The 25,799-nt window shown below is 70.9% G+C and carries 22 protein-coding genes and 1 riboswitch; of the genes, 11 read left to right on the forward strand and 11 right to left on the reverse strand.

From position 1 onward, the window contains the following. Positions 1 to 15: 15 nt before the first annotated feature. Positions 16 to 540: a DoxX family protein gene (locus OG322_RS02165; RefSeq protein WP_123464732.1), complete on the reverse strand. Its 525-nt coding sequence runs from the start codon at positions 538 to 540 to the stop codon at positions 16 to 18. 237 nt (positions 541 to 777) lie between these two features. Here OG322_RS02165 and OG322_RS02170 point away from each other — a divergent pair, with 237 nt between their 5' ends. After that, on the forward strand, positions 778 to 2,793 hold the full coding sequence (locus OG322_RS02170; protein WP_329305956.1) for an NADPH-dependent 2,4-dienoyl-CoA reductase: 2,016 nt from the start codon (positions 778 to 780) through the stop codon (positions 2,791 to 2,793). 97 nt (positions 2,794 to 2,890) lie between these two features. Here OG322_RS02170 and OG322_RS02175 read toward each other — a convergent pair. After that, positions 2,891 to 3,822, reverse strand: a protein-coding gene (locus OG322_RS02175; RefSeq protein WP_266411293.1) for an IS5 family transposase whose coding sequence is annotated in 2 segments (ribosomal slippage) — positions 2,891 to 3,472 and positions 3,475 to 3,822 — 930 coding nt in all. Because the reading frame shifts where the segments join, the coding sequence is not laid out codon by codon here. Positions 3,823 to 3,891: 69 nt separating this feature from the next. Here OG322_RS02175 and OG322_RS02180 point away from each other — a divergent pair. Continuing rightward, the gene (locus tag OG322_RS02180) at positions 3,892 to 4,443 is read left to right on the forward strand and encodes a PadR family transcriptional regulator (RefSeq protein WP_329305957.1); all 552 of its coding nucleotides are present in this window, start codon (positions 3,892 to 3,894) and stop codon (positions 4,441 to 4,443) included. 374 nt (positions 4,444 to 4,817) lie between these two features. Continuing rightward, the gene (locus OG322_RS02185; protein ID WP_123464726.1) at positions 4,818 to 5,618 is read left to right on the forward strand and encodes an SAM-dependent methyltransferase; all 801 of its coding nucleotides are present in this window, start codon (positions 4,818 to 4,820) and stop codon (positions 5,616 to 5,618) included. Between the two features lie 570 nt (positions 5,619 to 6,188). On the opposite strand, the gene OG322_RS02190 is transcribed toward OG322_RS02185, so the two are convergent. The 4 genes from OG322_RS02190 to OG322_RS02205 form a co-directional block, all read right to left on the reverse strand. Further along, positions 6,189 to 7,016, reverse strand: a complete 828-nt coding sequence (locus tag OG322_RS02190) for a hypothetical protein (RefSeq protein WP_329305958.1) — start codon at positions 7,014 to 7,016, stop codon at positions 6,189 to 6,191. 66 nt (positions 7,017 to 7,082) lie between these two features. Further along, positions 7,083 to 7,589: a SigE family RNA polymerase sigma factor gene (locus tag OG322_RS02195; protein ID WP_123464722.1), complete on the reverse strand. Its 507-nt coding sequence runs from the start codon at positions 7,587 to 7,589 to the stop codon at positions 7,083 to 7,085. A 503-nt stretch (positions 7,590 to 8,092) separates the two neighbouring features. Beyond that, positions 8,093 to 9,058, reverse strand: a complete 966-nt coding sequence (locus tag OG322_RS02200) for a hypothetical protein (protein WP_123464720.1) — start codon at positions 9,056 to 9,058, stop codon at positions 8,093 to 8,095. Next, entirely contained in the window at positions 9,055 to 9,906 is an 852-nt protein-coding gene (locus tag OG322_RS02205; protein ID WP_443066520.1) for a phosphatase PAP2 family protein, read from the reverse strand. Before OG322_RS02205 ends, OG322_RS02200 begins: the two co-directional genes overlap by 4 nt. Positions 9,907 to 10,069: 163 nt before the next feature. On the opposite strand from OG322_RS02205, the gene OG322_RS02210 reads away from it, so the two are divergent. The 5 genes from OG322_RS02210 (at position 10,070) to OG322_RS02230 (ending at position 14,013) form a co-directional block, all read left to right on the forward strand. Beyond that, a complete protein-coding gene (locus tag OG322_RS02210) occupies positions 10,070 to 10,699 on the forward strand; it encodes a TetR/AcrR family transcriptional regulator (protein ID WP_123464715.1) in 630 nt (209 codons plus the stop codon). A gap of 240 nt (positions 10,700 to 10,939) precedes the next feature. Further along, positions 10,940 to 11,953: an SPFH domain-containing protein gene (locus tag OG322_RS02215; RefSeq protein WP_123464713.1), complete on the forward strand. Its 1,014-nt coding sequence runs from the start codon at positions 10,940 to 10,942 to the stop codon at positions 11,951 to 11,953. Beyond that, on the forward strand, positions 11,950 to 12,849 hold the full coding sequence (locus tag OG322_RS02220) for an NAD(+)/NADH kinase (protein ID WP_123464711.1): 900 nt from the start codon (positions 11,950 to 11,952) through the stop codon (positions 12,847 to 12,849). Before OG322_RS02215 ends, OG322_RS02220 begins: the two co-directional genes overlap by 4 nt. Before the next feature lie 112 nt (positions 12,850 to 12,961). Then, positions 12,962 to 13,468, forward strand: coding sequence for a nucleotide triphosphate diphosphatase NUDT15 (locus tag OG322_RS02225; protein ID WP_123464709.1), 507 nt, complete (start codon positions 12,962 to 12,964; stop codon positions 13,466 to 13,468). A 50-nt stretch (positions 13,469 to 13,518) separates the two neighbouring features. Further along, complete coding sequence (locus OG322_RS02230) at positions 13,519 to 14,013, forward strand: FBP domain-containing protein (RefSeq protein WP_124285762.1); 495 nt, start codon at positions 13,519 to 13,521, stop codon at positions 14,011 to 14,013. Positions 14,014 to 14,284: 271 nt separating this feature from the next. Here the strand turns inward: OG322_RS02230 and OG322_RS02235 are convergent, their stop codons facing one another. Continuing rightward, entirely contained in the window at positions 14,285 to 16,240 is a 1,956-nt protein-coding gene (locus OG322_RS02235) for a beta-N-acetylhexosaminidase family protein (protein WP_266410452.1), read from the reverse strand. Positions 16,241 to 16,532: 292 nt separating this feature from the next. Continuing rightward, positions 16,533 to 16,627, forward strand: a riboswitch (TPP riboswitch). On the opposite strand from OG322_RS02235, the gene OG322_RS02240 reads away from it, so the two are divergent. Continuing rightward, complete coding sequence (locus OG322_RS02240) at positions 16,618 to 18,015, forward strand: purine-cytosine permease family protein (RefSeq protein WP_329305960.1); 1,398 nt, start codon at positions 16,618 to 16,620, stop codon at positions 18,013 to 18,015. Its footprint overlaps the riboswitch before it by 10 nt. Before the next feature lie 30 nt (positions 18,016 to 18,045). Here OG322_RS02240 and OG322_RS02245 read toward each other — a convergent pair whose 3' ends face one another. Further along, entirely contained in the window at positions 18,046 to 19,761 is a 1,716-nt protein-coding gene (locus tag OG322_RS02245) for an MFS transporter (protein ID WP_266410454.1), read from the reverse strand. A 64-nt stretch (positions 19,762 to 19,825) separates the two neighbouring features. Here OG322_RS02245 and OG322_RS02250 point away from each other — a divergent pair, with 64 nt between their 5' ends. Beyond that, entirely contained in the window at positions 19,826 to 20,446 is a 621-nt protein-coding gene (locus OG322_RS02250) for an NADAR family protein (RefSeq protein WP_329305961.1), read from the forward strand. Positions 20,447 to 20,490: 44 nt separating this feature from the next. Here OG322_RS02250 and OG322_RS02255 read toward each other — a convergent pair whose 3' ends face one another. From OG322_RS02255 to OG322_RS02265, 3 genes are all read right to left on the reverse strand, one after another. Continuing rightward, the gene (locus OG322_RS02255) at positions 20,491 to 22,128 is read right to left on the reverse strand and encodes an APC family permease (RefSeq protein WP_329305962.1); all 1,638 of its coding nucleotides are present in this window, start codon (positions 22,126 to 22,128) and stop codon (positions 20,491 to 20,493) included. Positions 22,129 to 22,455: 327 nt separating this feature from the next. After that, entirely contained in the window at positions 22,456 to 24,219 is a 1,764-nt protein-coding gene (locus tag OG322_RS02260; protein ID WP_124285758.1) for a phosphatidylglycerol lysyltransferase domain-containing protein, read from the reverse strand. 10 nt (positions 24,220 to 24,229) lie between these two features. Continuing rightward, a complete protein-coding gene (locus OG322_RS02265) occupies positions 24,230 to 24,442 on the reverse strand; it encodes a hypothetical protein (RefSeq protein WP_123464693.1) in 213 nt (70 codons plus the stop codon). Positions 24,443 to 24,619: 177 nt separating this feature from the next. Between OG322_RS02265 and OG322_RS02270 the strand changes: the two genes are divergently transcribed. Next, entirely contained in the window at positions 24,620 to 25,735 is a 1,116-nt protein-coding gene (locus OG322_RS02270) for a PP2C family protein-serine/threonine phosphatase (RefSeq protein ID WP_123464692.1), read from the forward strand. Positions 25,736 to 25,799 lie beyond the last annotated feature (64 nt).

Raw genomic sequence — 25,799 nt, forward strand, 5'->3', positions numbered from 1 at the left:
GGGGATCCCGCCGGATCAGGATTCGCCGGGATCCGAGACCTGCCCCTTGGCCCGCTTACCGACGACGGCAGCGGCCGCCACCGCACCGCCCGCGAAGGCCAGAGCCACCGTCCAGGGCTGGTTGAACGCGTGGCAGGTGGCGTGGTCGACGGAGTAGCGGCCGGGGCCGGTCAGTCCGATCGCGGCAGCGGTGAAGCCGAGGAAGGCCGGATACTCGTAGCCGCCGCCCTGTGCGAAGAATCCGGCGGGCGCGTGGACGGCCACGGCTCCCGCCATGGCGCCGGCCGCCGCCGCGCCGGCCGCCGGCGTGGCGAGGCCCAGGGCCAGCAGCAGGCCACCGCCGGCCTCGCCGAGTCCGGCCGCGACCGCGCTGTGCTTCGGCGGACGGAAGCCCATGGCCTCCATCGCGCGGGCGGTGCCCTCGATGCCTCCGCCGCCGAACCAGCCGGCCAGTTTCTGAGTGCCGTGCGCGGCCAGCACCGCGCCGGTGCCGACACGCAGGAGAAGCAGGCCGAGGTCACGACGGTTCACGATGCCCATGGGGTCTCCGGAAGGTTTCGGGGCCCGCTGCGAACGAAGGGCCTGGGGTGCGGTGCGCTACGTGTCCACTCTCCGCGCCGCCGCGTTCCGGCGGGTCACGTTGTTACGCCGTCCGGGCTTGGCCGGGCAGGGCGTGACGCGTGGCACAGTGCGACGTACGCCATTGTGCAACTTGTTGCATAATGGCGTTTCGGTGGTCTAGAACTGGCTCAACGACACTGCGCGAGGAGCCGCCGCATGAGCCCGTACCCGCATCTGCTGAGCCCGCTCGACCTCGGGTTCACCACCCTCCCGAACCGGGTCCTGATGGGATCGATGCACATCGGCCTGGAGGAGGTCGAGCACGGCTTCGAGCGCATGGCCGCGTTCTACGCCGCCCGCGCCCGGGGCGGCGTGGGACTCATGGTCACCGGCGGCATCTCCCCGAACGAACGCGGCTGCACGTTCCCCGGCGGCGCCAAGATGACCACCGAGGCGGAGGCGGCACAGCATGCGCAGGTCACCTCGGCCGTACACGCGGCCGGTGGCCGGATCGCCATGCAGATACTGCATTTCGGGCGCTACGCCCATCACCCCGGCCTGGTGGCGCCGAGCGCGGTCCAGGCTCCGATCAGCGCGTTCACCCCGCACGCGCTCAGCGACGACGAGGTCGAGTCGACCATCGAGGACTTCGTGGCGGCGGCCGCGCTGGCGCAGCTCGCCGGGTACGACGGCGTCGAGATCATGGGCTCCGAGGGCTACTTGATCAATGAGTTCATCGCCGCGGCGACCAACCTCCGCGACGACCGCTGGGGCGGCTCGTACGAGAACCGCATCCGCTTCCCCGTCGAGATCGTGCGCCGGGTCCGGGAGCGGGTCGGCAGCGACTTCATTCTGATCTACCGGCTCTCGATGCTGGACCTGGTGCCCGGCGGATCGTCGCTGGAGGAGGTCGTGCGGCTCGCCCGGGAGATCGAGGCGGCCGGGGCGACGATCATCAATACCGGCATCGGCTGGCACGAGGCCCGTATCCCCACGATCGCGACGTCGGTGCCGCGAGGCGCCTTCACCTGGGTCACCGAGAAGGTGCGCGGCGCCGTCTCCGTACCGCTGGTGACGAGCAACCGGATCAATACCCCGGAGGTCGCCGAGGAGATCCTGGCGGCGGGGCGCGCGGACATGGTGTCGATGGCCCGGCCGTTCCTCGCCGACCCGGACTTCGTCGTGAAGGCGAGCGAGGGCCGCTCGGATGCCATCAACACGTGCATCGGCTGCAACCAGGCCTGCCTGGACCACATCTTCAGCGGGCAGGTCACCTCCTGTCTGGTCAATCCGCGGGCCTGCCACGAGACGGAGCTCACGCTGTCACCGACGAGGACCCGCAAGCGGGTCGCGGTCGTCGGCGCCGGTCCCGCCGGGCTCGCCTGTGCGGTGACGGCGGCCGAGCGCGGTCACGAGGTGACGCTCTTCGACGCGGCCGACGAGATCGGCGGGCAGCTCAATGTGGCGCGCCGGGTGCCCGGCAAGGAGGAGTTCAACGAGACGCTGCGCTACTTCCGCACCCGGCTGGCGGAGGAGAAGGTCGGGCTCCGGCTCGGCGCCCCGGCCACCGCGGGGCAGCTCGACGGCTTCGACGAGATCGTCCTGGCCACCGGGGTCACCCCCCGCACCCCCGCGATCCCGGGCATCGGCCACCCCAGTGTGGTCAGCTACCTCGACGTACTGCGCCACGGGGCGCCGGTCGGCGACCGGGTCGCCCTCGTCGGGGCGGGCGGGATCGGTTTCGACGTGGCCGAGTACCTGACCGACGGCGGGGACGGCGCGAGCCTGGACCCCGAGGCGTTCTTCCGGCAGTGGGGCGTCGACACCGAGTACCGGGAGCGGGGCGGGCTGGGCACCGCCGAGCGCCCGGAGTCACCGCGCACGGTCCACCTGCTCCAGCGCAAGGCGAGCAAGGTCGGCGCGGGGCTCGGCAGGACGACGGGATGGATCCACCGCACCGAACTCCGGCACCGCGGCGTCACGATGCTGGCGGGCGTGGGTTACGACCTGATCGACGACGACGGCTTGCATGTCACGGTCGACGGCGAGCAGCATCTGCTGCCGGTGGACACCGTGGTGCTCTGCGCGGGTCAGGAACCCCGACGGGACCTCTACGAGGAGCTGCTCGCCGCGGGCCGTCCCGCACATCTGATCGGCGGCGCGGACGTCGCGGCCGAGCTGGACGCCAAGAGGGCGATCCGCCAGGGCACGGAACTCGCCGCCTCGCTCTGACCGGGCGCCCCTCGGCGGTGCGGGCCCGCGGCCCGCGGCCCGCGGCCCGAGTCGTGGGGCCGCCCGGCCGGGCCGTCCTTAGGTCCTGTTTCTCGGATCATGTACGGAGCCAGATCATGAGTGCTGCGAGTGTGACGGTGCCGAGGTAGATGTAGGCGCGTTTCTCGTAGCGGGTCGCGACGGCGCGGAAGCCTTTGAGGCGGTTGATGGTGCGTTCGACGGTGTTGCGCTTCTTGTAGAGCTCGCTGTCGAAACCGGTAGGCCGACCGCCGCGTGAACCTCGGTTCTTGCGGTGTCTCTGCTGGTCGAGACGTTCGGGGATGGTGTGCCGGATTCCGCGTCGTCGCAGGTAGCGGCGGTTCTTCCGGGACGTGTAGGCCTTGTCCGCCAAGACATGGTCGGGCCGGGTGCGTGGCCGGCCGACTCCGGCTCGCGGCACCAGAACCTGTTCCAGCACCCGCTCGAGCTGGGGTCCGTCTCCGTAGTGTCCGGGTGTCAGGACGAAGGCGAGGGGCCGGCATCGTCCCTCGGCAACGAGGTGGATCTTGGTGGTGAATCCTCCGCGGGAACGTCCCAGACATTCGCCGACCTGACCACCTCCTCCAGGCGGATGGTCAGTCTCCGCAGTACCGGATCGACCTGGTTCGTCCCCCACTTGGCCCCCCTTTGAGGGACGGCGGCCGGGGGCGCTTTCCTCGCACCGGCGGCGTGCTGGTGGGCTCGCACGGCTGTCGAGTCCACCGACACGTCCCAGTCGATGCCGCCCTCGGCGTCCTCGGCTACCTGGATGCGAGACAGCAGCATCTGCCAGGTTCCATCGGCTGACCAGCGACGATGTCGTTTATAGACCGTCTCCCATGGCCCGAATCGCTCCGGCAGATCCCGCCACTGCACGCCGGTCCGCACCCGGTAGAGAACCCCGTTGATCACCCGGCGGTGATCGCTCCACCGACCTCCACGCGTACCACCAGGAGGTAGGAACGACTCCAGCCGATCCCACTCCGCATTCGTCAGATCCCCACGGCCCATGAACCCAGCCTGGCCCCAACACCCCTCGCAGGTCAGGAGATCCGAGAAACAGGACCTAGGATGCAACCCATGTCACTCCCGCACGCGATCCTCACCGCCCTGCTCGAAAAGCCTTCGTCGGGGCTGGAGCTGACCCGCAGGTTCGACCGGTCGATCGGCTACTTCTGGTCGGCCACGCACCAGCAGATCTACCGCGAGCTGGGAAAGCTGGAGCAGGCCGGGCAGATCAGGGCCCTCGTGCCGGCGCAGCCCGCCCGGGGGCAGAAGAAGGAGTACGAGGTACTGCCGGCGGGCCGCGAGGCGCTGTCCGTCTGGGTGGCCCGACCGGAGGACCCGAAACAGGTCCGTGACCCGCTGCTGCTGCGGATGCGGGCGGCGGCGGTCGTCGGCGCACCCGGCCTGGACACCGAGCTGCGCCGGCATCTGGCGCTGCACCGACGGCAGCTCGCGGAGTATCTGGCGATCGAGGAGCAGGACTTTCCGCCGGAGCGCACCGCGGCGCAGGACCGGCTGCGGCATCTGGTACTGCGGGGCGGCATCGATCTGGAGAACTTCTGGATCGGCTGGCTGACCCGCGCGCTGGCCGATGACGCCGTCCCGGAGGCGCCCGAGCCGGAGTAGGCCGGGCAGGCGGAGCAGGAGTTGTTCCTGGGATTGCGGCGTGGACGGCAGTCCTGGAACGGCCGAGGCGCATCGGCCTCCCGCTGGCCCGCCCACCACCGGCAGCCCCGGGCAGGCCTTGCGGCGCCCGCGGCGCAGGCGGCAAGTCACCTACCCGCCAGGCGCGTTGACTCGCCGTCCGCCGTACGCGAACGCATCGGGCCACTCGCACAACGCGTGGCTGGGCGCAGCGTCCGGCCGTCCGGGCGCACTGGTCCGAAACCCTGGGCGGGCCACGGGACATGGGCTGGCTGCAAGGGGCGGCGGATCATGGAGGTACCGTGTCCGGACTTGAGTTCGAGCTGGCTGTGGCGGCCGCACGAGGGGACAAAACAATGAATGAGAACACGCTGTCCGCACCGCACCCCGCGAACGCGCATCCAGCGCGTGTGTACAACGTCTGGCTGGGCGGGAAGGACCACTATCCGGTGGATCAGGAGGCGGCAGAGCTGGCCGCCCGGGCGAACCCGACGATCGTCCCGTCGGTCCGGGCCAACCGCGCCTTCCTCGGCCGCGCCGTACGTCACCTGGCGGGGGTCGGGGTCCGTCAGTTCCTCGACATCGGTACGGGGATTCCCGCCGCGGCGAACACCCACGAGGTGGCGCAACAGGCCGCCCCCGAATCCCGTGTCGTCTACGTCGACAACGACCCGATCGTGCTCTCCCACGCGCGGGCGCTCCTGGTCAGCGGTCCCGAGGGGCAGACCGACTACGTGCAGGCCGATGTGCGGGACGTGGACACGATCCTCGAAGCGGCCTCCCGGAACCTGGATCTCGACCAGCCGGTCGGTCTCATGCTCGTGGCGGTCCTTCAGTACATCAAGGACGCCGAGGACCCCTGGGACATCACTCGCCGGCTGCTGGACCGCCTTGCCCCGGGCAGTCACCTCGTGCTGTCGCATCCGGCCGCCGACGTCACCGCTCCCGAGGTTGCGGAATCGATGCGGATCTACAACGAGCGCGCCGCCAACCACGCCTCGGCCACGCCGCGCACCCATGCGGAGGTGCATCGCTTCTGCGATGGCCTGGAAATCCTGGAACCGGGGGTGGTCACGCTGACTCGCTGGCGTCCGGGCCCGTCCGACACCCCGGACGACACCCTGCCCATGTGGTGCGCCGTAGCCCGCAAGGCGTAACCGGTAGCTTTCCTGCCACCAAATGCGGTGCTTTTGCGCGTGAGTTGGGCCGGTCCGCCAGAGCTCCCCGTAGCTCGGCGGCCTCGGCCCAACTCGGGGCCGGCGTCGGCGCCCCGTTCAGAGCACTCCCACTGCGCATCCGTCGGATCTCCGCGAGCCAGTCAAAGATCGTTCCTCGCCTCCGGCCTGCCCGCCTGGAGCGCGGTCCTGCTGATCCGCCTCGGATTGGGCGTCCACACCGTCGGTGAACTCCTGCGCGCAGCAGGCTCGTTCGAGCTGCGTTGCAACCTGGCCCCCGCGCACGCCCAGGGCCAGTACTCGCCATCAGGAGCCGGCCGGGTGTGCCCACGCCGAGGCAGGACCAGGCCGGCGGGGAGGGCGCGGCGACGCTTGTCATCAGGTATCGCCGACCGCAGGTGAGCCAGGGCGGCAGGGCCCGACAGCCAGCAGGCAGACGCCGCCACCGCGTCCGGCCTGTGGCGCCGACGACGGCACCGACCAGAACCTCCATGACCTGCCGGCGCAGCAGGTCATGGGCGTTCTGCCCTCACTTTCGGCAAGTGCAACGGGTCAGCCGACGGCACCGAGGATCGGCGCCCAGGTGGGACCGGCGAGTGCGGCCACCGCCTGCTTCTGGGAGAGCGGGGGGGCGTCACGGGTCGGCTTCGGCCTGTTTCCGCTACCGAGGTCGCCGGCGGTGTTCCACTGCACCATCTGAAGCTGGGCGCCGGTCGACTTCAGGGTCACCGTCGTCGTCCAGCGGTAGGCGATGTCGGAGTCGGGGACGGGGTCGGCACCAATCGGCTGCCTCTCCGCGATCTTCTCCGACATCACCAGGGCTCCGCCGGGAAGCGCCGCGCTGCTCGGCAGCTCGCTCAGCTCGCAGGTGTCGCCGGCCTCAGCACGCCCGGCCGTATAGTCGCAGTTCAGCCCTTCGCCGTCCCTGAGCGGCAGCTTGAGCCGCAGGGCCGAGACACCGACGTTGGCGGCGCCGTGCCCGTCGTTGAGGTCCACTCCGCCGTTGGCGACCCACCCGCCGGACGGATTCGAGGGGTCGTTGCTCTGTCCGTCCTCCTTGCCGAACCGGCTCCCGGGGAACGTCTTCTTCACAGCGTCGATCATCTGGGTGCCGGTGATCGAAGAACGGGGCACCGCCAGCGCCACCGTTTCCATGTCGGATCCTGCGGAGCGAGTCCCAGCGAGCACGCCGGGGAGCACCAGGCCGGCAGCCGCGATCGCGGCGCAGGCTCCGACCCCGGCGATGAGGCCGGTGCTGCGCCGACGTCGGCTGCGGCTCCGCCCGCGCTCGACGGCTCCGCTCGTGAGCGCGGTGAGATCGGGGTCGAGGGAGTCGGTCGTGCGATCCAGGGCGTGTGCGAGGTCTGCTTCGAACGGCATGCTGGCGTCACCTTTTCTGTCGCTGATGGGGATTCTGCGGTGAGTTCGACCTGTGTGCACCGGCGTTCAGTGTGGAACCAGGTCGGACAGGCTGTCGCCGAGCAGCGCGCGCACCCTGTTGAGTGCCCGGGTGCCCTGGGATCGGACCGCGCTGCTGCTCAGCTTGAGCATCTGGGCGGTCTCCTCGATGCTGCGGTCCTCCCAGTAGCGCAGCAGCAGCACCGCCCTGTCCCGGGGCGGCAGTTGGCCGAGCGCGTCCAGCAGGGTGAGCCGCAGTGCGGCGTCCGGGCCGGCCGCCGCGCTGTCGGGCATGTTCCCGATGGGACGCTCGCCGGTGCTTCGCCGACGCCGCAGGGTGAGGGAGGTGCGGACCAGAACCGTCTGGGCGTAGGCCGCCGGACTGTCCGCTCTGGCCACCCGCTTCCAGTGCACGTACACCCGGCTGAGGGTCTCCTGGACCAGGTCCTCGGCAAGATGCGTGTCGCCCGCCGCGAGGACGTACGCCGAGCGGTACAGCGCCTTCGCCCTCGCGGCCACGAACTCCAGGTACTGATCCTCCTGTGCTGATTTCACTCGGCCCCCGCCTGTTCTCTTGTTCCGTGATCGCCGTGCATACCCCTCTTGACTACGTGAGACGGCAGGATGTCGCGCGGCAGGAGCACCTTCTCTTCCACCGCTGCCGCGTCAGCGGTGTTCCGCGGGCGTCGGAGGCACGACGCCCGGCCCGTCGGGGGCCGAGCGGGGCCCGGCTCCACACCTCCGCCGGTGATCGGCACCCCGAACTCCTCGGTCTCAACTCGACGTGAGATCGACTTCACCTCTCACCCCACCCCGGCACCCACATGATCCGCCGGCCATGTCAGTGGACTGATCAACACTCAGGAGCCGACCGGTTCGACTGATCGGTTCGGCCGGCGATCCACCGGATCGCCGGTCACTTCCAGCGGGTCTCACTCACATCCGCTGTGAGCGGAGAGCGGGGCCGAAGTCCGCGGACCGCGCATCGGCTTCACCGCCGAGCGCACCAGCAAGCAGCTCCGTCGAGCCGGGAATCCCCCGGCCTTCCGCAACCCGCTTCAGGACCGGCCGGCCCTGATCCTGCGGAGGTGTCCGTGTTCCGGGCGGAGCGCGCGCGGAGTCCTGATGACCACCCGCGACGGTACGGGGGGAGCGGGTGCGGGCCCGGCCACAGCGGCAACCTTGACGCCGGGCGCCGTCTCGGCCTGCGCGCGGCTGAGCAGGAACACTCCGCGTACCGCGGCGGCCGCGCCCAGCAGCGCCGCGACCAGGCTGATCGTCCCGCCCTGCAGGCGCTCCCCCAGCAGGGCCAGGCCGATGGCCGCCGCGGCGACCGGGTTGGCGAGGGTGACGACGGCCAGCGGTGCGCCGAGGCCGCCGCGGTAGGCGGTCTGGGAGAGCAGCAGCCCGCCGATCGCGAACGCCGAGACGAGCAGCGCGACGACCACCAGACGCCAGCTGAACAGGGGGCCCGTGGTGTGGTCGGTGACGGCGACGGTCAGTGTCTGGGTGAGCGCGGAGGCGACACCGGAGGTGATACCGGAGGCCGCCGCGTGCCGAAGCCCCGGGCGACTGCCCGGGCGGCTGAGGCCTGCGACGACTGCGATGGTTCCGGCACCCACGGCCAGCGCCTCGACCAGGCTGAGGGTCTCGTGCGGGGCGGAACCTCCCGCGGTCGTCAGCAGGGCCCCGAGGCCGAGCAGGGTGAGGAGGGTGCCGCGCCACTCGGTCGTGGAGACGCGGCGTCCGGCCGCACGGGCGCCCAGCGGGACGGCGGCGACCAGGGTGAGTGCACCGAGCGGCTGGACGAGGGTGAGCGGGCCGTAGTTCAACGCGGCGACGTGGAGCAGTGCGCCGCCGGCGTTCAGCCCGACGGCCCACCACCACGCCCCGCGCCCGAGCAGCCGGAGCATCCCGGTGCCGGGTGCGGTGCGCCCGGCGAGCCGCGCCTGCGCCACCGCGGCCGACGCGTACGCGGCGGCGGAGACCAGGGACAGCGCGACGGCGATCAGGGTGGCGTTCACCGTCCGGCTCCGGACGGGACGTAGGACGAGGAGCGACGGTTGGCCTGCGCGGGGGTGGCGTACGAACCGGTGGCATGGGCGCCGGTGGCGGCGGCCGGCCAGGGGATGTGCGCCCTGACCGGTTCCGTGCGCTGCAGGCGCAGGGCCGCGAGGGCCACCGAGAGCAGTGCGGCCACCACGATCGAGTCGAGCCAGTAGTGGTTGGCGGTGCCGACTATCACGAACAGGGTGATCGCCGGGTGCAGCAGCCACAGCCAGCGCCACCGGGAGCGGGTCGCGACGACCAGGCCGACACCCACCATGACCGCCCAGCCGAAGTGCAGTGAGGGCATCGCCGCGAACTGGTTCGCCATCGAGTCGGTGGCGGGCGCCGCTCCGTACACCGTCGGCCCGTACACCTGCCCGGTGTCCACCAGCCCGGTCTCGGCGAGCAGCCGCGGCGGGGCGAGCGGGAAGACCAGGTGCAGCGCGAGTGCGGAGGCGGTGAGTACGGCGAGGATGCGCCGCGACCAGACGTAGTGGCTCGGGCGGCGCCAGTACAGCCAGCCGAGGAAGAGCAGGGTGGCCGGGAAGTGCACGGTCGCGTAGTAGGCGTTCGCCAGGTGGATCAGCGTCTCGTTGTGGAGCAGCAGCCCCTGCACGGCTCCCTCGCCTGGCAGGTGCACGGCGCGTTCGAGGTCCCAGACCCGTCCGGCGTTGTGGAACGCCTCATCGACGTGACCGTTGGCCGCCTGGCGGCCGAACTTGTAGATCACGAAGAGTCCTACGACGAGAAGAAGCTCGCGGACGAGGGGCGGTCGGGCAGAACTGTCCGGCTCCTGATCTGCGGGCCTGCTACCGGCGAGCATCACCCGGTGCCCCTTTGCTGACGAAGCGGTGTGAGTGGCATGGACCGGTCCATGCCGTATCGATACGCCAGTGTACCGATACGCGAACGTATCGGAACACTCGCGTATCGGTACACTGGCGTATCGATGGACCTCGTCGCAGAGTCGCAGAGAGGGAACGCGCATGTCGTCGCAGGAAACCGAGCAGGAGACGGCGCCCGCGCCACGCCGCTCGAAGATCACGCCGGAGCGGGCACAGGAGCTCTACACGGCCGTCCTCGACATGCTCAGGGAGAGCGGCTACGAGTCACTCACCATGGAGGGCGTCGCCTCCCGGTCCCGCTGTGGCAAGTCCACGCTCTACCGCCAGTGGGGCTCCAAACCGGAGCTGGTCGTCGCCGCCCTGCACGGCACCCGGCGCGGGCTGCTGCCGAGGATCGACACGGGCACACTGGCGGGTGACCTGCGCGAGGCGGCGAAGGCCATCGGCGAGGGCTCCGGACGCGACACCCCGCTGATGCTGGCCCTCAGTCATGCCGCGCTCCAGAGCCCCGAGCTACTGTGCGCGCTGCGCGAAGCGCTGATTCTGCCGGAACTGGCGGCGCTCGACGCCATGGTCAGGCGCGGCGTGGAGCGTGGCGAAGTGGCGGCGGACAACCCCGCCACGGAGTTCGTCTCCGCGCAGCTGCTGGGCGTGATGCGTGCCCGGCCCCTGCTGGAGGGGACCTACGCGGATGAGACCTTCCTCGTCCGCTTCGTGGAAGGCGCCATCCTTCCCGCACTCGGCCTGGACGCCCCGGCGTCCGGGTCCTGACAGACGTGGGCCGTCGCCCCAGCGGATGACGACGGCCCACCCGCGCCGCACCGTGGGGACGGGGGCGGCGCACCATCCGGGCGGCCGGTGACTTCTTCGGAAGTCACCGGCCGCCCGTTTTCGTGCGCCGCCTTCGGCCGGCACTCGCCGGCAACGCGAGCGACTCCCCCTTCTCGTCCCCTTGACGATATGGAGCGGTCCCCTTTATCGTCTCAACGACGAAAACAAGGGGGTCCTCTCATGGCCGACATCACCAGGCGCTTCGGCTGGCGCCATCTGCGCTCCGCGCCCACGGCTCACATCCGCCACCACAAGCGCGGCGTGCTCGCCCACGACGGCGCGGGGCTGAGCTTCTGGTACCGGTCGCTCAGCGCCGCACTCTCCGAAGTACCGGTCAACGACCGCGAACTGGCCATGGCGTTCCACGCCCGCACGGCCGACTTCCAGGACGTCACGGTGCAGGCCACCGTGACGTACCGCATCAGCGATCCGGCCGAGGCCGCCGCGCGCCTGGACTTCTCCGTCGACCCGGACTCCGGTGTCTGGCGCGGTGCACCGCTGGAGCAGATCGCGACGCTGCTCACCGAGACGGCCCAGCAGCACACCCTGGACGTACTGGCCCGCACCCCGCTGTCCGGTGCACTGGTCGACGGCGTCGCCACCGTGCGCGAACGGGTCGCCGCGGGCCTGGCCGACGAGCCCCGGCTGCCCGCCACCGGGATCGAGGTGGTGGCGGTACGCGTCGTCGCCATCCGGCCCGAGGCCGAGGTGGAGCGGGCCCTGCGCACCCCCGCCCGCGAGCAGATCCAGCAGGAGGCCGACCGGGCGACGTACGAACGGCGGGCCGTGGCCGTCGAGCGCGAGCGGACCATCGCCGAGAACGAGCTCGCCAGTCAGATCGAACTCGCCCGCCGGGAGGAGCAACTGGTCGAGCAGCGCGGCACCAACACCCGGCGCGAGGCCGAGGAGAACGCGGCGGCCGACGGCGTGCGCGCCGAGGCCGAGGCGGCGCGCAAGGTGCGCCTCGCCCGCGCCGAGGCCGAAGCGGCACGTGAGGTCGGCGCGGCCCGTGCCGAGTCCCAGGCGGCCTGGCTTCGGGTGCACGGAGAGGTGGAGGCCGCGACCCTGCACGCGCTGGCCGCCACCCGGCTCGCCGAGAACCTGCCGCGCATCGACAGCCTCACCCTCTCGCCCGACGTCCTCACCGGCCTGCTCACCAAGCTCGGCAGGCCCGCTCCGGAGACCCGGGCATGAGCCTGGCCCCGAGAGCGGTTCTGGTCCACCGCACCACCGAGTACGAGGAGTTGCTCGCCCGGCACGGCACCCACGGCCAGGCGGCGTTCTTCCTGACGAGCCGGGGCCGGCCCATCGAGGAGGTCGCCCGGCGGCACGAACGCAGCAGGCAGGCGCTGGCCGATGTGGCGGCGGCCGTTCCGCTGCAGTGGCGCCAGTCCCGGGTGGAGCGCCAGGATCTGGACCGGTTCCTGTTCGCACCCGAGGACGTGGTGGTCGTCGTCGGCCAGGACGGCCTGGTCGCCAACGCCGCCAAGTACCTCTCCGGCCAGCCGGTGATCGGCATCGACACCGATCCCGGACGCAATCCGGGGGTCCTGGTCCGCCACCGGCCCGCCGACGCGGCCGCGCTGCTGCGCGCCGCCGTGACGCCGGGCGGCGCGGCGGACGAGCTCACCATGGTCGAGGCGGTGGCCGACGACACCCAGCGGCTGCTGGCCCTCAACGAGATCTACCTCGGTCCGCCGGGGCACCAGACGGCTCGCTACCGGCTCGGCCCGGACGCTGCGGACTCCCCCGCCGAACCGCAGGCCTCCTCCGGCGTCCTGGTCGGCACCGGCACCGGCGCCACCGGCTGGCTGCGCTCCGTATGGCAGGAACGCCGCAGCCCGCTCACCCTGCCGGGCCCCACCGACTCCCGGCTGCTCTGGTTCGTCCGGGAGGCCTGGCCGTCGCCGGTCACCGGCACCTCGCTGGTCGCGGGCGAGCTGGGCCGCGGGCAGGGGCTGCGGCTGACCGTGGAGTCCGACCGGGTGGTGGTCTTCGGTGACGGCATGGAGGCGGACGCACTGGAGCTGACGTGGGGGCAGACCGTACGGCTCGGCATCTCGCCCACGTCGCTGCGGCTGACCGTGTGACCACCCCGCCCGGGGCAGCGCCCGGGAAAGGTCCGGCGGCGCCCTCCGCGCCCCGCCCGTAGGCTCGACGCCTCGTAGCGGTCACCGATCGCCGACACTCCGAGGAGCAGACATGGACAGCGACGCGGCGATGATCCCGGCCCGCAACTCCCGGCCGCCACTGGCCCAGGCCGCACTGGGCGTGGGCGTGATCGTGCAGGACACGCAGGGGCGCATCCTGCTCGGCCGGCACCACAGCGGCACCTGGGAGCTGCCCGGCGGGAAGGTCGATCCGACGCACGAGTCCATCGCGGCGGCGGCGGTGCGGGAGCTCCGCGAGGAGACGGGCCTGGAGGTCGCCGAGCGCGACATGGCCGTCTTCGCGATGCTGCACGACGCGGTCGGCGGCATCAACCGGGTGACGATGGCCGCCCTGGTCAGGGTGGAGTCGGGCAGCCCGCAGGTGACCGAACCCCATCTCATCAGCGCCTGGCAGTGGACCCGCCCCGAGGCGCTGCCGACGCCGTTGTTCGACCCCTCGGCCCAGATCCTCGCGGCCTGGCGCCCCGGTCTCGGCATCGAGCACCCGCCCGCCCACCGGCTCTCCGTACTGCCCGAGGATGCGCAGGTGAAATCCTAAATCATTTATTCATTTGCCTAGGGGTCATAGGCAGAGTTAGCTTCGGTTACATGAAGGCCGTGACCGAGCAGGACATCCGCATGTCGTTCATCAATTGCTCCAAGGGGGAAGCCAAGCGTCTGCCGCTCCCCCGTGATTTCGAGGAACTGCCGTGGGAGGATCTGGACTTCCTCGGCTGGCGTGACCTCTCCGCTCCCGGGCGCAGCTACATCGTCACCGAGCACGACGGCCGGCTGGCGGGCATCACGCTCCGCTTCCCCTCCCAGCAGCGCGGCTTTCTGCACCGGAGCATGTGCTCGCTCTGCCTGACCACGCACCCGGGCAGCGGGGTCTCGCTGATGACCGCCCGCAAGGCCGGACCGGCGGGGCGCGAGGGCAACTCGGTCGGCCTGTACATGTGCACCGACCTCGACTGCTCGCTCTACGTACGGGGGAAGAAGGCCGTGCCCTCGGGCGCCCGCTTCAAGGAGTCGCTGACGATGGAGGAGCAGATCGCCCGCACCACGGCCAATCTCTCCGGCTTCGTGGCCAAGCTCTTCGGCTGAGCCAGAGGTGCGCGGGCATGACAAGACCGGGGCGGCGGCGCGGTGCTCGCGGAGGACGGCAGCCGGGATGCGAGGGACAGCACGAGACCGCGGCCAGGCCGACGACGACCGCTCGCTGTCGCGGGACGCGCGGGCGCCTTCACAGCCGGCGGGGACAGTTCGCCATGAACGCCCTTTCGCTGGTGTACTCATGGTGCGGTTCATCGGTGCGCGGGGCCGGCTGCACCGGCCCCGCGCAGAGGTGGCCCCACGCGCCGGCAGGGCGTCCCGGCTAGCGCATCCGGCCCGCGGCCTGCGCGAGGAAGGCGTCGAGCACGCCGTCACCCACCTTGGGCTGGACGCTGCCCCAGGAATTGCGCGGCGGGTCGACCCGCACCGCGCGCGCCTGCTCCTGCAGTCGCCCCGATTCGGCGAGCAGTCGCGCGGCCGTGTCCTTGTCGCCCGAGCTCCAGGCGTCGAGGGCGTCCAGCATCGTCACCGTGGCGCGGCCCCACAGTGCGGTGGCGTCGAGCCAGGGCCCGGCGTCGGTGACGAACCCGGGCTGGACGGCGCCGCCGCGGATGACCTCGGGCGCGTTCCGCACGGCCGTGGCGTACGGGCGCAGCGCCCGGAGCGCGCCGGTCCGGTCGCCGGAGTCCCACGAGGTCCAGAACTCAGCGGTCCGGAGGGCCAGTTCGGGAGCCTGCGGCTGCCAGGGGGTGTCCCCGAAGGTGGGCGCCATGTGTTCCAGGTCGCCGAACACCAGCAGGGCGTCGGTCGCCGCGCGGTCGCCGCCCGCGAGATAGGCCATGGCGCGCCGTCCGTTGGCGGATGCGTCGTAGGCCGTGTCGTTCCAGGCGAAGTCGGCCGCGCCGAAGACGGCGGCCTTGCTGGCGTACGGCTGGTTCATGGGGTTGGCCACGATGCCGGTGAGGTGGGCGGACAGGCCTGCCTCACGCTTGTCGTACGGAGCGAGGAGCAGCCGTCCGGCGGTGTTCCCGAAGTCGTTGACGGGATAGTTGTCCCACACGAACACCTTGCGTCCGAACAGCTTCGCCGCGCCTTCGGCCTGCTCGTTGGTGATGGTGGGCGGCACGACGTCGGTGCCGGTCCACATGACCTCGATCGCGGGGTCCAGCGTGGCGCGCAGGATCTGCTTGTAGGCGGTGTCCGTCAGGTCACCGTATTCGGTCGGCACCATCTGCAGCGGCTGCGCGCCCGGGTGGGTGGCGATGAAGGTGTGCTGTACGTCGTTGAGGAGGTCGACCTGCGCCTTGGCGGCCGCTTCGCGCCCTGGTTCGCCGTACGCCGCTCTGTCGCCCTCGCAGTTCCAGCGGGTGTAGCTGATGTCGTCCAGCGGAATGGAGAACGCCCGCGTGCCGAGGTCGTACATCGCCTGGAGCTTGGCTTCGAGGTCCTTGCGGTGGGCCGGGTCGGAGTAGCAGACCGACCCGCCCGGGGAGACCGCGAAGGTGAACCGGACGTGGTTGGCGGTGGCCCGCTTCACCAGCTCGCCCAGTTCGGTGAGCTTGTCGGCCGGGTAGGGGTCGCGCCACTTGCTGCGGTGGTACGGGTCGTCCTTGGGCGCGTAGATGTAGGTGTTGGCCTTCACATCGCCGTAGAAGTCCATCTGGTCGAGCCGTTCGGCCTGTGTCCACGGCTCTCCGTAGAAGCCCTCGATGGTGCCGCGCAGCGGCATGGAGGGGAAGTCGGCGGCCTGCGCGCCCGCGACCTTCCAGGAGTGGCCGGCGCGCAGGAACAGCTGGCGCAGCGTCTGCACGGCATAGAACTGTCCGGTGGCGTCGGTACCTCCGAGGGCTACCTCCCGACCCGGGCCGTGCGCCGAGACCCGCAGGGCGTAGCCCTCCGCGTGGTCGGGGGCGGCCGTGCTGCCGAGTTGGCGGGCGATGTCCGCGCGGGTGGCGGGTCCGAGCCGCACGGTGAGCAGGCCGGCGGCGGCACGGGGCACATGACCGGGTGCCACGACGTCCACCCGGTGGGCGCCGTGCGCCTTGAGTTCCGCCACGAGACGGGTGAGCGCCGCGGCGTCGGTCCGGTCGTCGGCGACGACGATCGCGCGGCCGGTGACGGTGGCATCGGATCCGGTGCGGCTGATGGACTGCGGATTGGGTGAGACCGGCGGGAGGGCGGCCGCGCCGGGCGGACCGGCCGGGCGGGCGGCGCTGGAGGGCGATGCCAGGCACATCACGGCGGTCGCCGTGGCCAGCAGGCATGCGAGTGATGTCATGTCACGACGTCTCACAGAGTCTCCAAGTGGTCTAAACCAGCGAAGTGTTCAGGAGAATTCCGCAACCGGGGCGGGCAGTCAAGGACTTTCGTTCGATCCTGTTTGGTCTAGACGTTTACTAATGTTGGATACCGCGGGCAGCACGACCGGCCGCGGCGGCTTCCGCTGCGCGCTCCCCGGCTGACCCGCCGGCACGGACGGATCCCCCGTACGGACAGATCGCCGTCGCCCCACCGCGGGCCGGCGCCCCCGCCGCACGGGCCTGAGCACGGGCCCGGCTATCCTGACCGCCGAACCGGACACGGGGTGCCCCGCACGAGGGCTGAGAACACACCCGTCGAACCTGAACCAGTTAGCACTGGCGGAGGGATGTCTTCATGTCATTGCCGTATGCCCAGGACGAGCGCGCCGCCGCCCCGCGGCCCGCGTTCGGCGGGCGGATGCCCACCGCCCCCGGCGATCTGCGCATCGAGGCGCACGGGATAGCCCCCGTTCCCGAGGACCGTCGCTACGGCGGGCCCGGCCGGCTGTTCACCGTCTGGTTCGCCCCCAACCTGACCATGACCGGCGTCTTCACCGGCACCGTCGGCATCGCGCTGGGCCTGGACTTCGCCACGGCGCTCACCGCCGTCGTGCTCGGCACGCTCGTGGGCGCCGCACCCACCGCGTATCTGGGAACCTGGGGCAGCCGGACCGGCGCCGGACAACTCCCGCTCGCGCGGCTGGCGTTCGGCCGTGGCGTGGTACTCCCGGGCGCACTTCAGTGGCTGTCGTCCATCGCCTGGGACGCGCTGATCGGTCTGTTCGGCGGGGACGCGCTGGCCCAGCTGTGCGGCTGGCCGTTCTGGCTGGGGGTGCTGGTCATGATGACCGCACAGGGCGCGCTCGGCGTACTGGGGTACGAGGTGATCCACCGGCTCCAGACCGTGATGACCTTCGTTCTCGCGGCCGCCTTCGCGGTGCTCGCCGCGAAACTCCTGCACGGTGTCCACCCCGCCACCACCGGCTCCGTGCACGGCGCCGACCGGGCGGGCGCGTTCGTCCTGACGTGCACCATCGCCCTGAGCCTGGCGCTGTCGTGGGCGCCGTACGCCAGCGACTTCAGCCGCTATCTGCCGCGCACCGCGTCCCGGCCGCGCATGTTCTGGTGCACGCTGCTCGGCATCAGCGTCTCGTTCGTGGCGGTCCAGACCCTCGGCCTGTGGGGTGCGTCCGTCTTCACCGACCAGACCGCCCGCGGCATCGACTCCCTGCTGGGCGGGGGCGCCCTCGGAGCGTTCGGACTGCTCGCCGTGGCTCTCGCGGCACTGTGCAGCAACGCCATGAACGACTACAGCGGATCGCTCGCTCTGCAGACCATGGGGGTCCGCCTGCCGCGCCCCGTCGCCGCGGCGCTCGCCGCCGCTCTCGGATTCCCGCTCGTGCTGTGGATGCACGCGGCCGACACCACGGCACGCTTCCAGAACGTGCTGCTTCTCGTCGGCTACTGGATCCCCGGGTTCGTCGCGATCGTGGCCGTCGACTGGATCGTCCGGGCGAGGGCCCGCGGCGGCTCCCCCATCGACCTGGCCGCCGAGAGCTCCCGCCCCCAGCCGTGGTGGCCGGCGCTCACCGCCTTCGCCGTCGCGTTCGCCGCAGCGGTGCCCTTCATGAACACCAGCCTGTACGTGGGCCCGGTGGCAAAGGCGCTGCACGGAGCGGATCTCGCCTACGGGGTGGCGTTCCTCGCCGCCCTGGCCGTCTACACCCCGCTGCGGCTGCGCCGCCGCCCCTGACGCTCCCCGGCCGGCGGCGTTCCGCACGGTTCACGCCTTCGCCGTCGCCCTCTCGCCGTGGACGTAGCGGCCTCCGCGGAGCAGCGAGACGACCGCGGCCACCAGGCACGCCACGATGGCGAAGTCGAAGGCGACGGAGAGTCCCTGCTCGAACGGTTCGGAGATCAGCGTCGGGAAGAACGCCCGTCCGGTGAGGTAGTCGGCGTGACTGGCGGGCAACTGCGCCAGGGTCTCCGGGCCGAGCAGGCTGCGCACCGGGTTGTATCCCAGGAGCGCCGCGAACAGCACGCCGACGGGCGGCAGGGCCGCGACGCGCGCCGCGTCGGCGGACGGCACGCCCTGTTCGGTGAGGCCGTGGGCGAGCGTGTCCGGCAGCGAACTCGCCAGCCCGGCGATCATCAGCGAGAAGAAGATGCCGATGGACAGCACGGTGGCCGAGTTCTGGAAGGTGGTGCTGATTCCCGCGCCCACACCACGCTGGTCCGGCGGCAGACTGTTCATGATCGCCGCCCGGTTGGGCGAGGCGAACAGTCCCATGGCCAGCCCGTTGACGAGCAGGATCAGGGCGAAGAGAGGGTAGTCGAAATCGACCGGCAGCTCTTTGAGGGCCACGAAGGTGGCGGCAGCCAGGAGCATCCCGCCAGTGGTGAAGATCCGGGCGCCGAGGCGGTCGGAGGCCCATCCGGAGAAGGGGCCCGCGATCAGGAATCCGACCGTCAGGGGCAGCATGTAGATGCCGGCCCACAGCGGGGTCTGCTCGAAGCCGTAGCCGTGCCGGGGCAGCCAGATTCCCTGGAGCCAGATGATCAGGATGAACATGAGGCCGCCACGCCCCAGGGACGCCAGGAGACTCGCGACGTTGCCCGCCGTGAAGGCCCGGATCCGGAACAGCCCCAGATGGAACATCGGCTGGCCGACCCGGGTCTCGATCACGCAGAAGAGACCCAGCACGGCCAGCCCGCCGGCGATCGCGGTGATCACCCAGGGATTGGTCCATCCCATGGTGTTGCCGCCGTAGGGCTGGATGCCGTACGTGATGCCGGACAGTACGGCGATCAGACCGACCGCGAAGGTCAGATTGCCCCACCGGTCGATCCGGGCCGGGGTGCGGACCCCGGTGTCGTACAGCTTCAGATAGGCCCAGACCGTTCCGAACAGCCCGATCGGGACGGAGACCAGGAACACCAGGTGCCAGTTGAAGGGACCGAGCAGCCCGCCGAGCACGAGTCCCATGAACGACCCCGCGATCGCCGCGACCTGGTTGAGTCCCAGCGCGAGACCACGCTGGCGGGGCGGGAAGGCGTCGGTGAGGATGGCGTTCGAGTTCGCCATCAGCATCGCTCCGCCCACGCCCTGGAGTACGCGCATCCCGATCAGCCACAGGGCGCCGGCGGTGCCGTGCATCCAGGTCACCGAGAGCAGTACGGAGAACGCCGTGAAGACCGCGAACCCCAGGTTGTACATCCGGACCCGGCCGTACATGTCACCCAGCCGGCCGAAGCTCACCACCAGGACCGCGGTGACGACCATGTAACTCATGATCAGCCAGAGCAGCAGACTCGTGTTGCCCGGCTCCAGGGGGTCCACTCCGATGCCGCGGAAGATGTCCGGCAGCGCGATGAGGATGATCGACAGGTTGATCGTCGCGATCAGCACACCCAGCGTGGTGTTCGACAGGGCGATCCACTTGTAGCCCGGACCCTGTGGATCCTCGGCTCCGCCGGGGCGTACGGCTGTGCTCTGCATGGAACCGTCCCGCCCGTCGGAGGTGCCTCGGCCGCGTACGGGAGCCAAGCTATTCCCGGACCCCGTGGCCGGCCAGTTCGTATGCTCCGGTGACGCGGCCGTTCACCCGCTTGAGGTGGTGGCCGCGGAAATCTCGTTGCGGGTGCGGGCGCGTGCCTGGCACGGTGCGGGTTTCCGTCACCTACGCGAGGCAGCCATGACGATCTACTTCTACGGCGCCGACGAAGTCCCTCACGGTTGCTTCTCGAACTTCTCCGATCACGGCCTGGACCTCGACGGGCGCTGGTGGCCGACCTCGGAGCACTACTTCCAGGCGCAGAAGTTCATCGGCACCCGACACGCGGATCTCATCCGTCGTGCTCGCACCCCGCTGCGCGCCGCAGAGCTGGGCCGTGACCCGTCCAAACCGATGCGGCGGGACTGGGAACGGGCCAAGGACGACGTGATGCGCCGTGCGATGGCGGCCAAGTTCCTTACGCACGCGGACATCCGCGGCATTCTGCTGTCCACCGGTGACGAAGAGATCGTTGAGGACACCACTGCCGATCACTACTGGGGCCGGGGCAGGACCGGATCCGGCAAGAACATGCTCGGGCGGATCCTGATGCGTACTCGCGGCCGGCTCCGCGCGGAATTCGACGAAGCCTCCGAGGCCCGCAGCGACAGCGGACGCCCGGGGCGGTAACCGGGGAAAGCACCGCGTCGAGTCCCACGCCCGGGTTCCCGGGGTCAGGTGCCGGGCAGTACGCCGACGGAGCCGATGTACTCCTGGGCCTCCGCGTCCGGAAGCCGTACGGACTGCGCCCAGTAGTAGATCAGCAGGCTGAACGCGGCGACGACCGCCATGTCCCACCACAGGGGAAGGGCACCGGTCGCGCCGCAGGAGACCGTCGAGGCGGGCCCCGTGCTGCAGTAGCCGCCCTGCCAGGAGATCAGGCCCAGGCCCAGGAGATACACCGGCAGCCACTGCGCGGAGCGCCAGTCCGGGTGCGGGAGTCTCGGGTTGACGCGGGACAGTGCCGAGGCCCCCAGCAGCAGATAGCCGAGCACGATAGCGACGCCGAGCCGCCACAGGGTGTCCCACCCGGCCCAGTAGATGATCAGGTTGGACACGATGAAGGCGACGGGGGCCCAGAACATGCCGCCCCGCAGACGGTACGGACGGTACCGTTCCGGGTCCTGTTTACGCAGAGATCCGAGGGCGAGCGGAGCGCCCGCGTACATCAGCACGCTGGCGGAGGTGACAAAGCCGATCATTTTCTGCCAGGTGGGGAACGGCAGAAAGATGATCAGACCGACGGCGAAGGCGAAGAGCAGGCCGAACCAGGGCACTCCGCGTGCGGTGGTGCGTTCGAAGACCGCGGGCACATAGCCGTTGCGGGAGAGGCCGTAGGAGACCCGGGAGGCGGCGGCGGTGTAGATCAGGCCCGTGCCGGTGGGCGAGACGACCGCGTCGATGTAGATCAGGGCGGCGAGCCAGCCGAGCCCGGCCGACAGGGCCAGACCCGCGAACGGGCCCGCTTTGTCGGTGAAGGCCAGATCGGACCAGCCGTGGGCGAAGGCGCTCTGCGGCAGGGCCCCGATGAAGGCTGCCTGGAGCGCCAGATAGATGAGGGCACCGATGAGGATCGAGCCGATGACCGCTCGCGGAATGTCCCGTGCCGGGTTGCGGCTCTCGCCGGCCAGTTGGTCGGCCTGTTCGAAGCCGAGTAGGGCGAAGATGATGCCGCCGCTGCTGACGGCGGAGAGGACTCCCTGGGCGCCGAAGGGGGCGAAGCCCTGGTGGCCGAAGTTGCCGCCCTCGAAGGTGGTCGCCGCCAGGACGACGACGGTGACGACCGGGACGGCGACCTTCCACCAGGTGGCCACGGTGTTGGTGCGGGCGAGCCAGCGGACGCCGAAGAAGTTGACGACGACGAAGAAGGCCATGAAGGCGACGGCCAGACCGTAACCGGCGGCGGTGAGGCGGTTCTCTTCCGTCTGGACCCAGTCGGCGTGGACGCTGAGGTAGTTCAGCGACGCCATCACCTCGATCGGCGCCGTGGCGACCGCCTGGAGCCAGGAGAACCAGCCGAAGGACGCCCCGGCGACCCCGCCGAAGGCGTAGTGCGGAAAGCGCGCCGTGCCGCCCGCGACCGGATACATGGCGCCCAGTTCCGCGTGGACGAACGCCAGGACGGTGATCGCGAGGGCCCCGATGCCCCAGGAGACGAGGGAGGCCGTCCCTGCGGCCTGCGCCGCGAACAGGGCGCCGAACAGCCAGCCGGAGCCGATGATGGATCCGACAGAGGTCCAGATGAGGCCGATCAGTCCGATGTCCCGTCGTAGGCCCGGGTTGCCGAACTTCTCTACGGGTGGTCTCGACATCTGCGGACGCCCTCGCTCCGGTGGGGGACGCGGCGGGGAGCATGCCCGACGCGTCTGCGGCTTGTCCTTCCCTTGTCCCGGCGGTGCCCGGGCCACTACGGCACGGCGGGAATGCACCCCGAATGGAGCGCACCCACGAGGCCCAAGCCGCACGCGCAGGGGCCGGTCGGCGGGCTCCCGCCGGAGGGCGAGGACGATCTCCGCGATGCCGAACATCAGCAGCACCTGGGCCAGGGCGACCGCCCGCGCCCCTTGGGTGGCCGATGCCGTTCGTACGGTCGCGTACAACGGTCCCCCCCTCGCGTCGGGCGAAGGCGGCCACGATGGTCAACGACGGGTCTCCAGCCGTTTCCGGTTGAGCCATTTCGGCAGGCCCGGGGCCTCCAGGAAGCCTTCGGCGCGAGCGCTCGCGATCCCGATGCGCAGCAGATCGGCATTCTTCTCGAAGAGGAGGAAGCGCGGTTCCCAGGCGGGGCGGTACTTGGCGTTGGCGCGGTAGAGCGATTCGATCTGCCACCAGCGGGAGCAGAAGGTCAGCAGCGAGCGCCACAGCCGCAGGACCGGCCCGGCGCCGAGCCGGGATCCGCGCTCGAAGACGGAGCGGAACATCGCGAAGTTCAGCGAGATCTGATGGAGCCGCAGATCCGGTGCGCGCTGGATCAGCTCCAGGATCATGAATTCGAACAGACCGTTGTCGGAGCTCCGGTCGCGCCGCATGAGATCCAGCGAGAGCCCTTCGGCGCCCCAGGGGACGAAGCTCAGCAGGGCGCGCGGCCGTCCGTCGGCGTCGTGGCACTCCAGCATCACACAGCGGCCGTCGCCCGGGTCGCCGAGCCGGCCCAGCGCCATGGAGAAGCCGCGCTCGGTCGCCCCGTCGCGCCAGTCGTCGGCCAGGCCGACCAACTGGGCCATCTCCTGGGGCGGGACGTCTTCGTGGCGTCTGACGCGTACGGAGTATCCGGCGCGCCGGACGCGGTGGTGGGCTTGGCGGACGTTGCGCATGGCACGGCCGTCGAGAGTGAACTCGCGGGTGTCGACGACGGCTTCGTCGCCCAGCTCCAGGGCGTTCAGATCGTGCCGGGTGTAGACGGTGCCGCCCGCCTCGCTCGCTCCGATCACCGCCGGGGTCCAGCCGTGTTCGCGGGCCTGGGTCAGCCAGCGGTCGATCGCTCCCGGCCAGGCCTCGGGGTCGCCGATCGGGTCGCCGGAGGCGAGCGAGACGCCGCCGGTGACCCGGTAGGTGACGGCGGACTTGCCCGTCGGCGACCAGATGACGCTCTTGTCGCGGCGCAGGGCGAAGTAGCCGAGGGAGTCGCGGGCGCCGTGCTTCTCCAGCAGGGCACGCAGCCGTTCCTCGTCATCCTCGGTGAGCGGGTCGACGGCGCGGCGCGATCTGAACGCCGCGTGCAGCACCAGCAGGATCAGTGCCGTGCTCATCAGGTTGATGAGCACATTGGCCCAGCCGGGGGTGATGATGCCCTCGAAGTGGATGTCCTCGGCGCTGAGCGAGAACATGCGCAGGACGCCGTAGTGCCAGCGGTCCAGGAAGCCGGAGCGCCCCGGGTCCGGGTCGGTGTTGGTCACGGAGACCATGGCGGCGGCGAGCAGCGAGCCCACGGCCAGCCCGGTCACGCCGACCGTCGCCGCCAGTCTCGGATTGGAGCGGTCGCCCTTCGCGTAGAACTCGCGCCGTCCGGTGAGCAGGGCGGCGACGAAGAGCGCGGTCGCCAGGAACGCGATCCAGTTCTGCGCGTGCTGCTGGTAGACCGGCAGGCTCAGACGCAGGGCGGTCAGTGCCAGCGTCAGACCGCTCAGCACGAGATTGAGCATCCACGCGATCCGTTTGCGCCGCCGCATGGTGACCGCCAGGAACAACGACAGAGCGCCGGAGAAGAAGCCGGCGGTCAGCAGATAGGGCGTCACGTACTCGTCCTCGTGCCGCCGGATGTCGTTCCCGAGAGTCACCCACACGGCGGCCAGGAAGTTGAGGAAGGCAACGACGCGCAGATACCAGACCGCGAAGGCGTAAGAGCGCCGTGGCCATGCGGTGGGATCGCCACCCGCCTGCGGACTTGGTCGGACACGCCCCATGGGGGCAAGCCTAGAAGGCGCGGACGGCGAAGGCGCTCACCGGCGGCGCGGTGAACGAGTGAGCTTGCCGTCCGGGCGGACGCGCCGGACGGCGCTCGAGCGCATCGGAGTCCAGCGCCGACCGGGTGCCCCGTGCGGTGTGCCGGTCGATCCGGTCGTCCCGCCGGACGATGCTCCTGCCGATGTGGCCGCGTGACGCAGGGAGGACCTTCGGATCACGCATACCGGGTCACACCAAGTCGTCACCAGCGCCGGCGACGCCGACAGGCCCACCTCCAACGTCGCGCAGCATCAGGACCCGGCCGGACCCGAAGATCTCTGTTCCGGCAGTCGGCCCATCGGCCGGCTGCCGTATGCTCCGGACTCGTGAGCCGCGGCCTCAGGGTGCACTGTGGAAGACATGGACCTCGGACAACGCCTTGCCGCTGTGAGGCAGCCATGGCAACGGAACCACGCGCTGCTCGCGATACCCGTGGTCCTCATCCTGGTGATCATGGTCGTCGACATCCTGGCCCCCAGCGACGTTCACCTGGGGCCGTTGCTGGTGATCGCGCCCGCGCTCACCGCGTCTTTCGCCGGCCCCCGGACGACGGCGCTGATCGGTGTGCTGGCCATCGCCGCCCAGGCGTACATCGGGCTGCATTTCGGGGCGCTGTTCTCCCGGGCCGTGGTGGTGCAGTTGATCGCCCTCGCCGTGCTCTCGTGTCTGATCGTGGTGTTCTGCGCCGTGCGCGAGCGAAAAGGCAGAGAGCTGGCCCAGGTGCGGTCGGTGTCCGAGGCCGCCCAGCACGTCCTGCTCTGGCCGCTCCCGGACCGGATCGGCCCCCTGCAGACGGCGTGCCTGTACCTGGCAGCGGAGGACGAGGCTCAGATCGGCGGCGACCTGTACGCGGCCACCCGCACCGAGAGCGGGGCCCGCGTGATAATCGGCGACGTGCGGGGCAAGGGACTGGCCGCCGTCGGCGAGGCCGCCCTGCTGCTCGGCGCCTTCCGCGAGTCCGCCCACCAGCACACCACCCTGCCCGCCCTGGCCGCCGCCCTGGAACGCAGCGCCCGCCGCTACCTGCCCGACTTCGCGCCACAGGGCGAAGCCGGAGAATCCTTCGTCACCGCCCTGCTGCTGGATATCCCGGACCAGGGCCACCTCGCGCGGATGACCAGCTGCGGGCACCCGGCTCCCCTGCTGCTCGGCCCTGGCCACACCGTCACCCTCCCCGACCTGCACCCCGCTCCCCCGCTCGGCGTCGGAGCGGGAGGGGCAACGCCGGACGACTACACCCTCGACGAGGTGCCGTTCGAGCCCGGCAGCACCCTTCTCCTCTACACCGACGGCGTCATCGAGGCCCGCGACCGCACCGGCGGCTTCTACCCCTTCGCGCGACGCGCCGCCCAGTGGACCGACAGCACTCCCGAGGTCCTGCTCCACCACATCCGGCGCGACCTCCTCGCCCACGTCGGCGGGCGCATGGGCGACGACGCCGCCCTCATCGCCCTCCACCGCGCACCCACGCGCTGACCACGCAAGAACCATCCCCCGCTGACCGACCGCCCGTGAGACCAAACGGTGCCACAGGCCGCCG

Origin of the sequence: Streptomyces sp. NBC_01260 (assembly GCF_036226405.1) — a bacterium.
Lineage (GTDB): Bacteria > Actinomycetota > Actinomycetes > Streptomycetales > Streptomycetaceae > Streptomyces > Streptomyces laculatispora.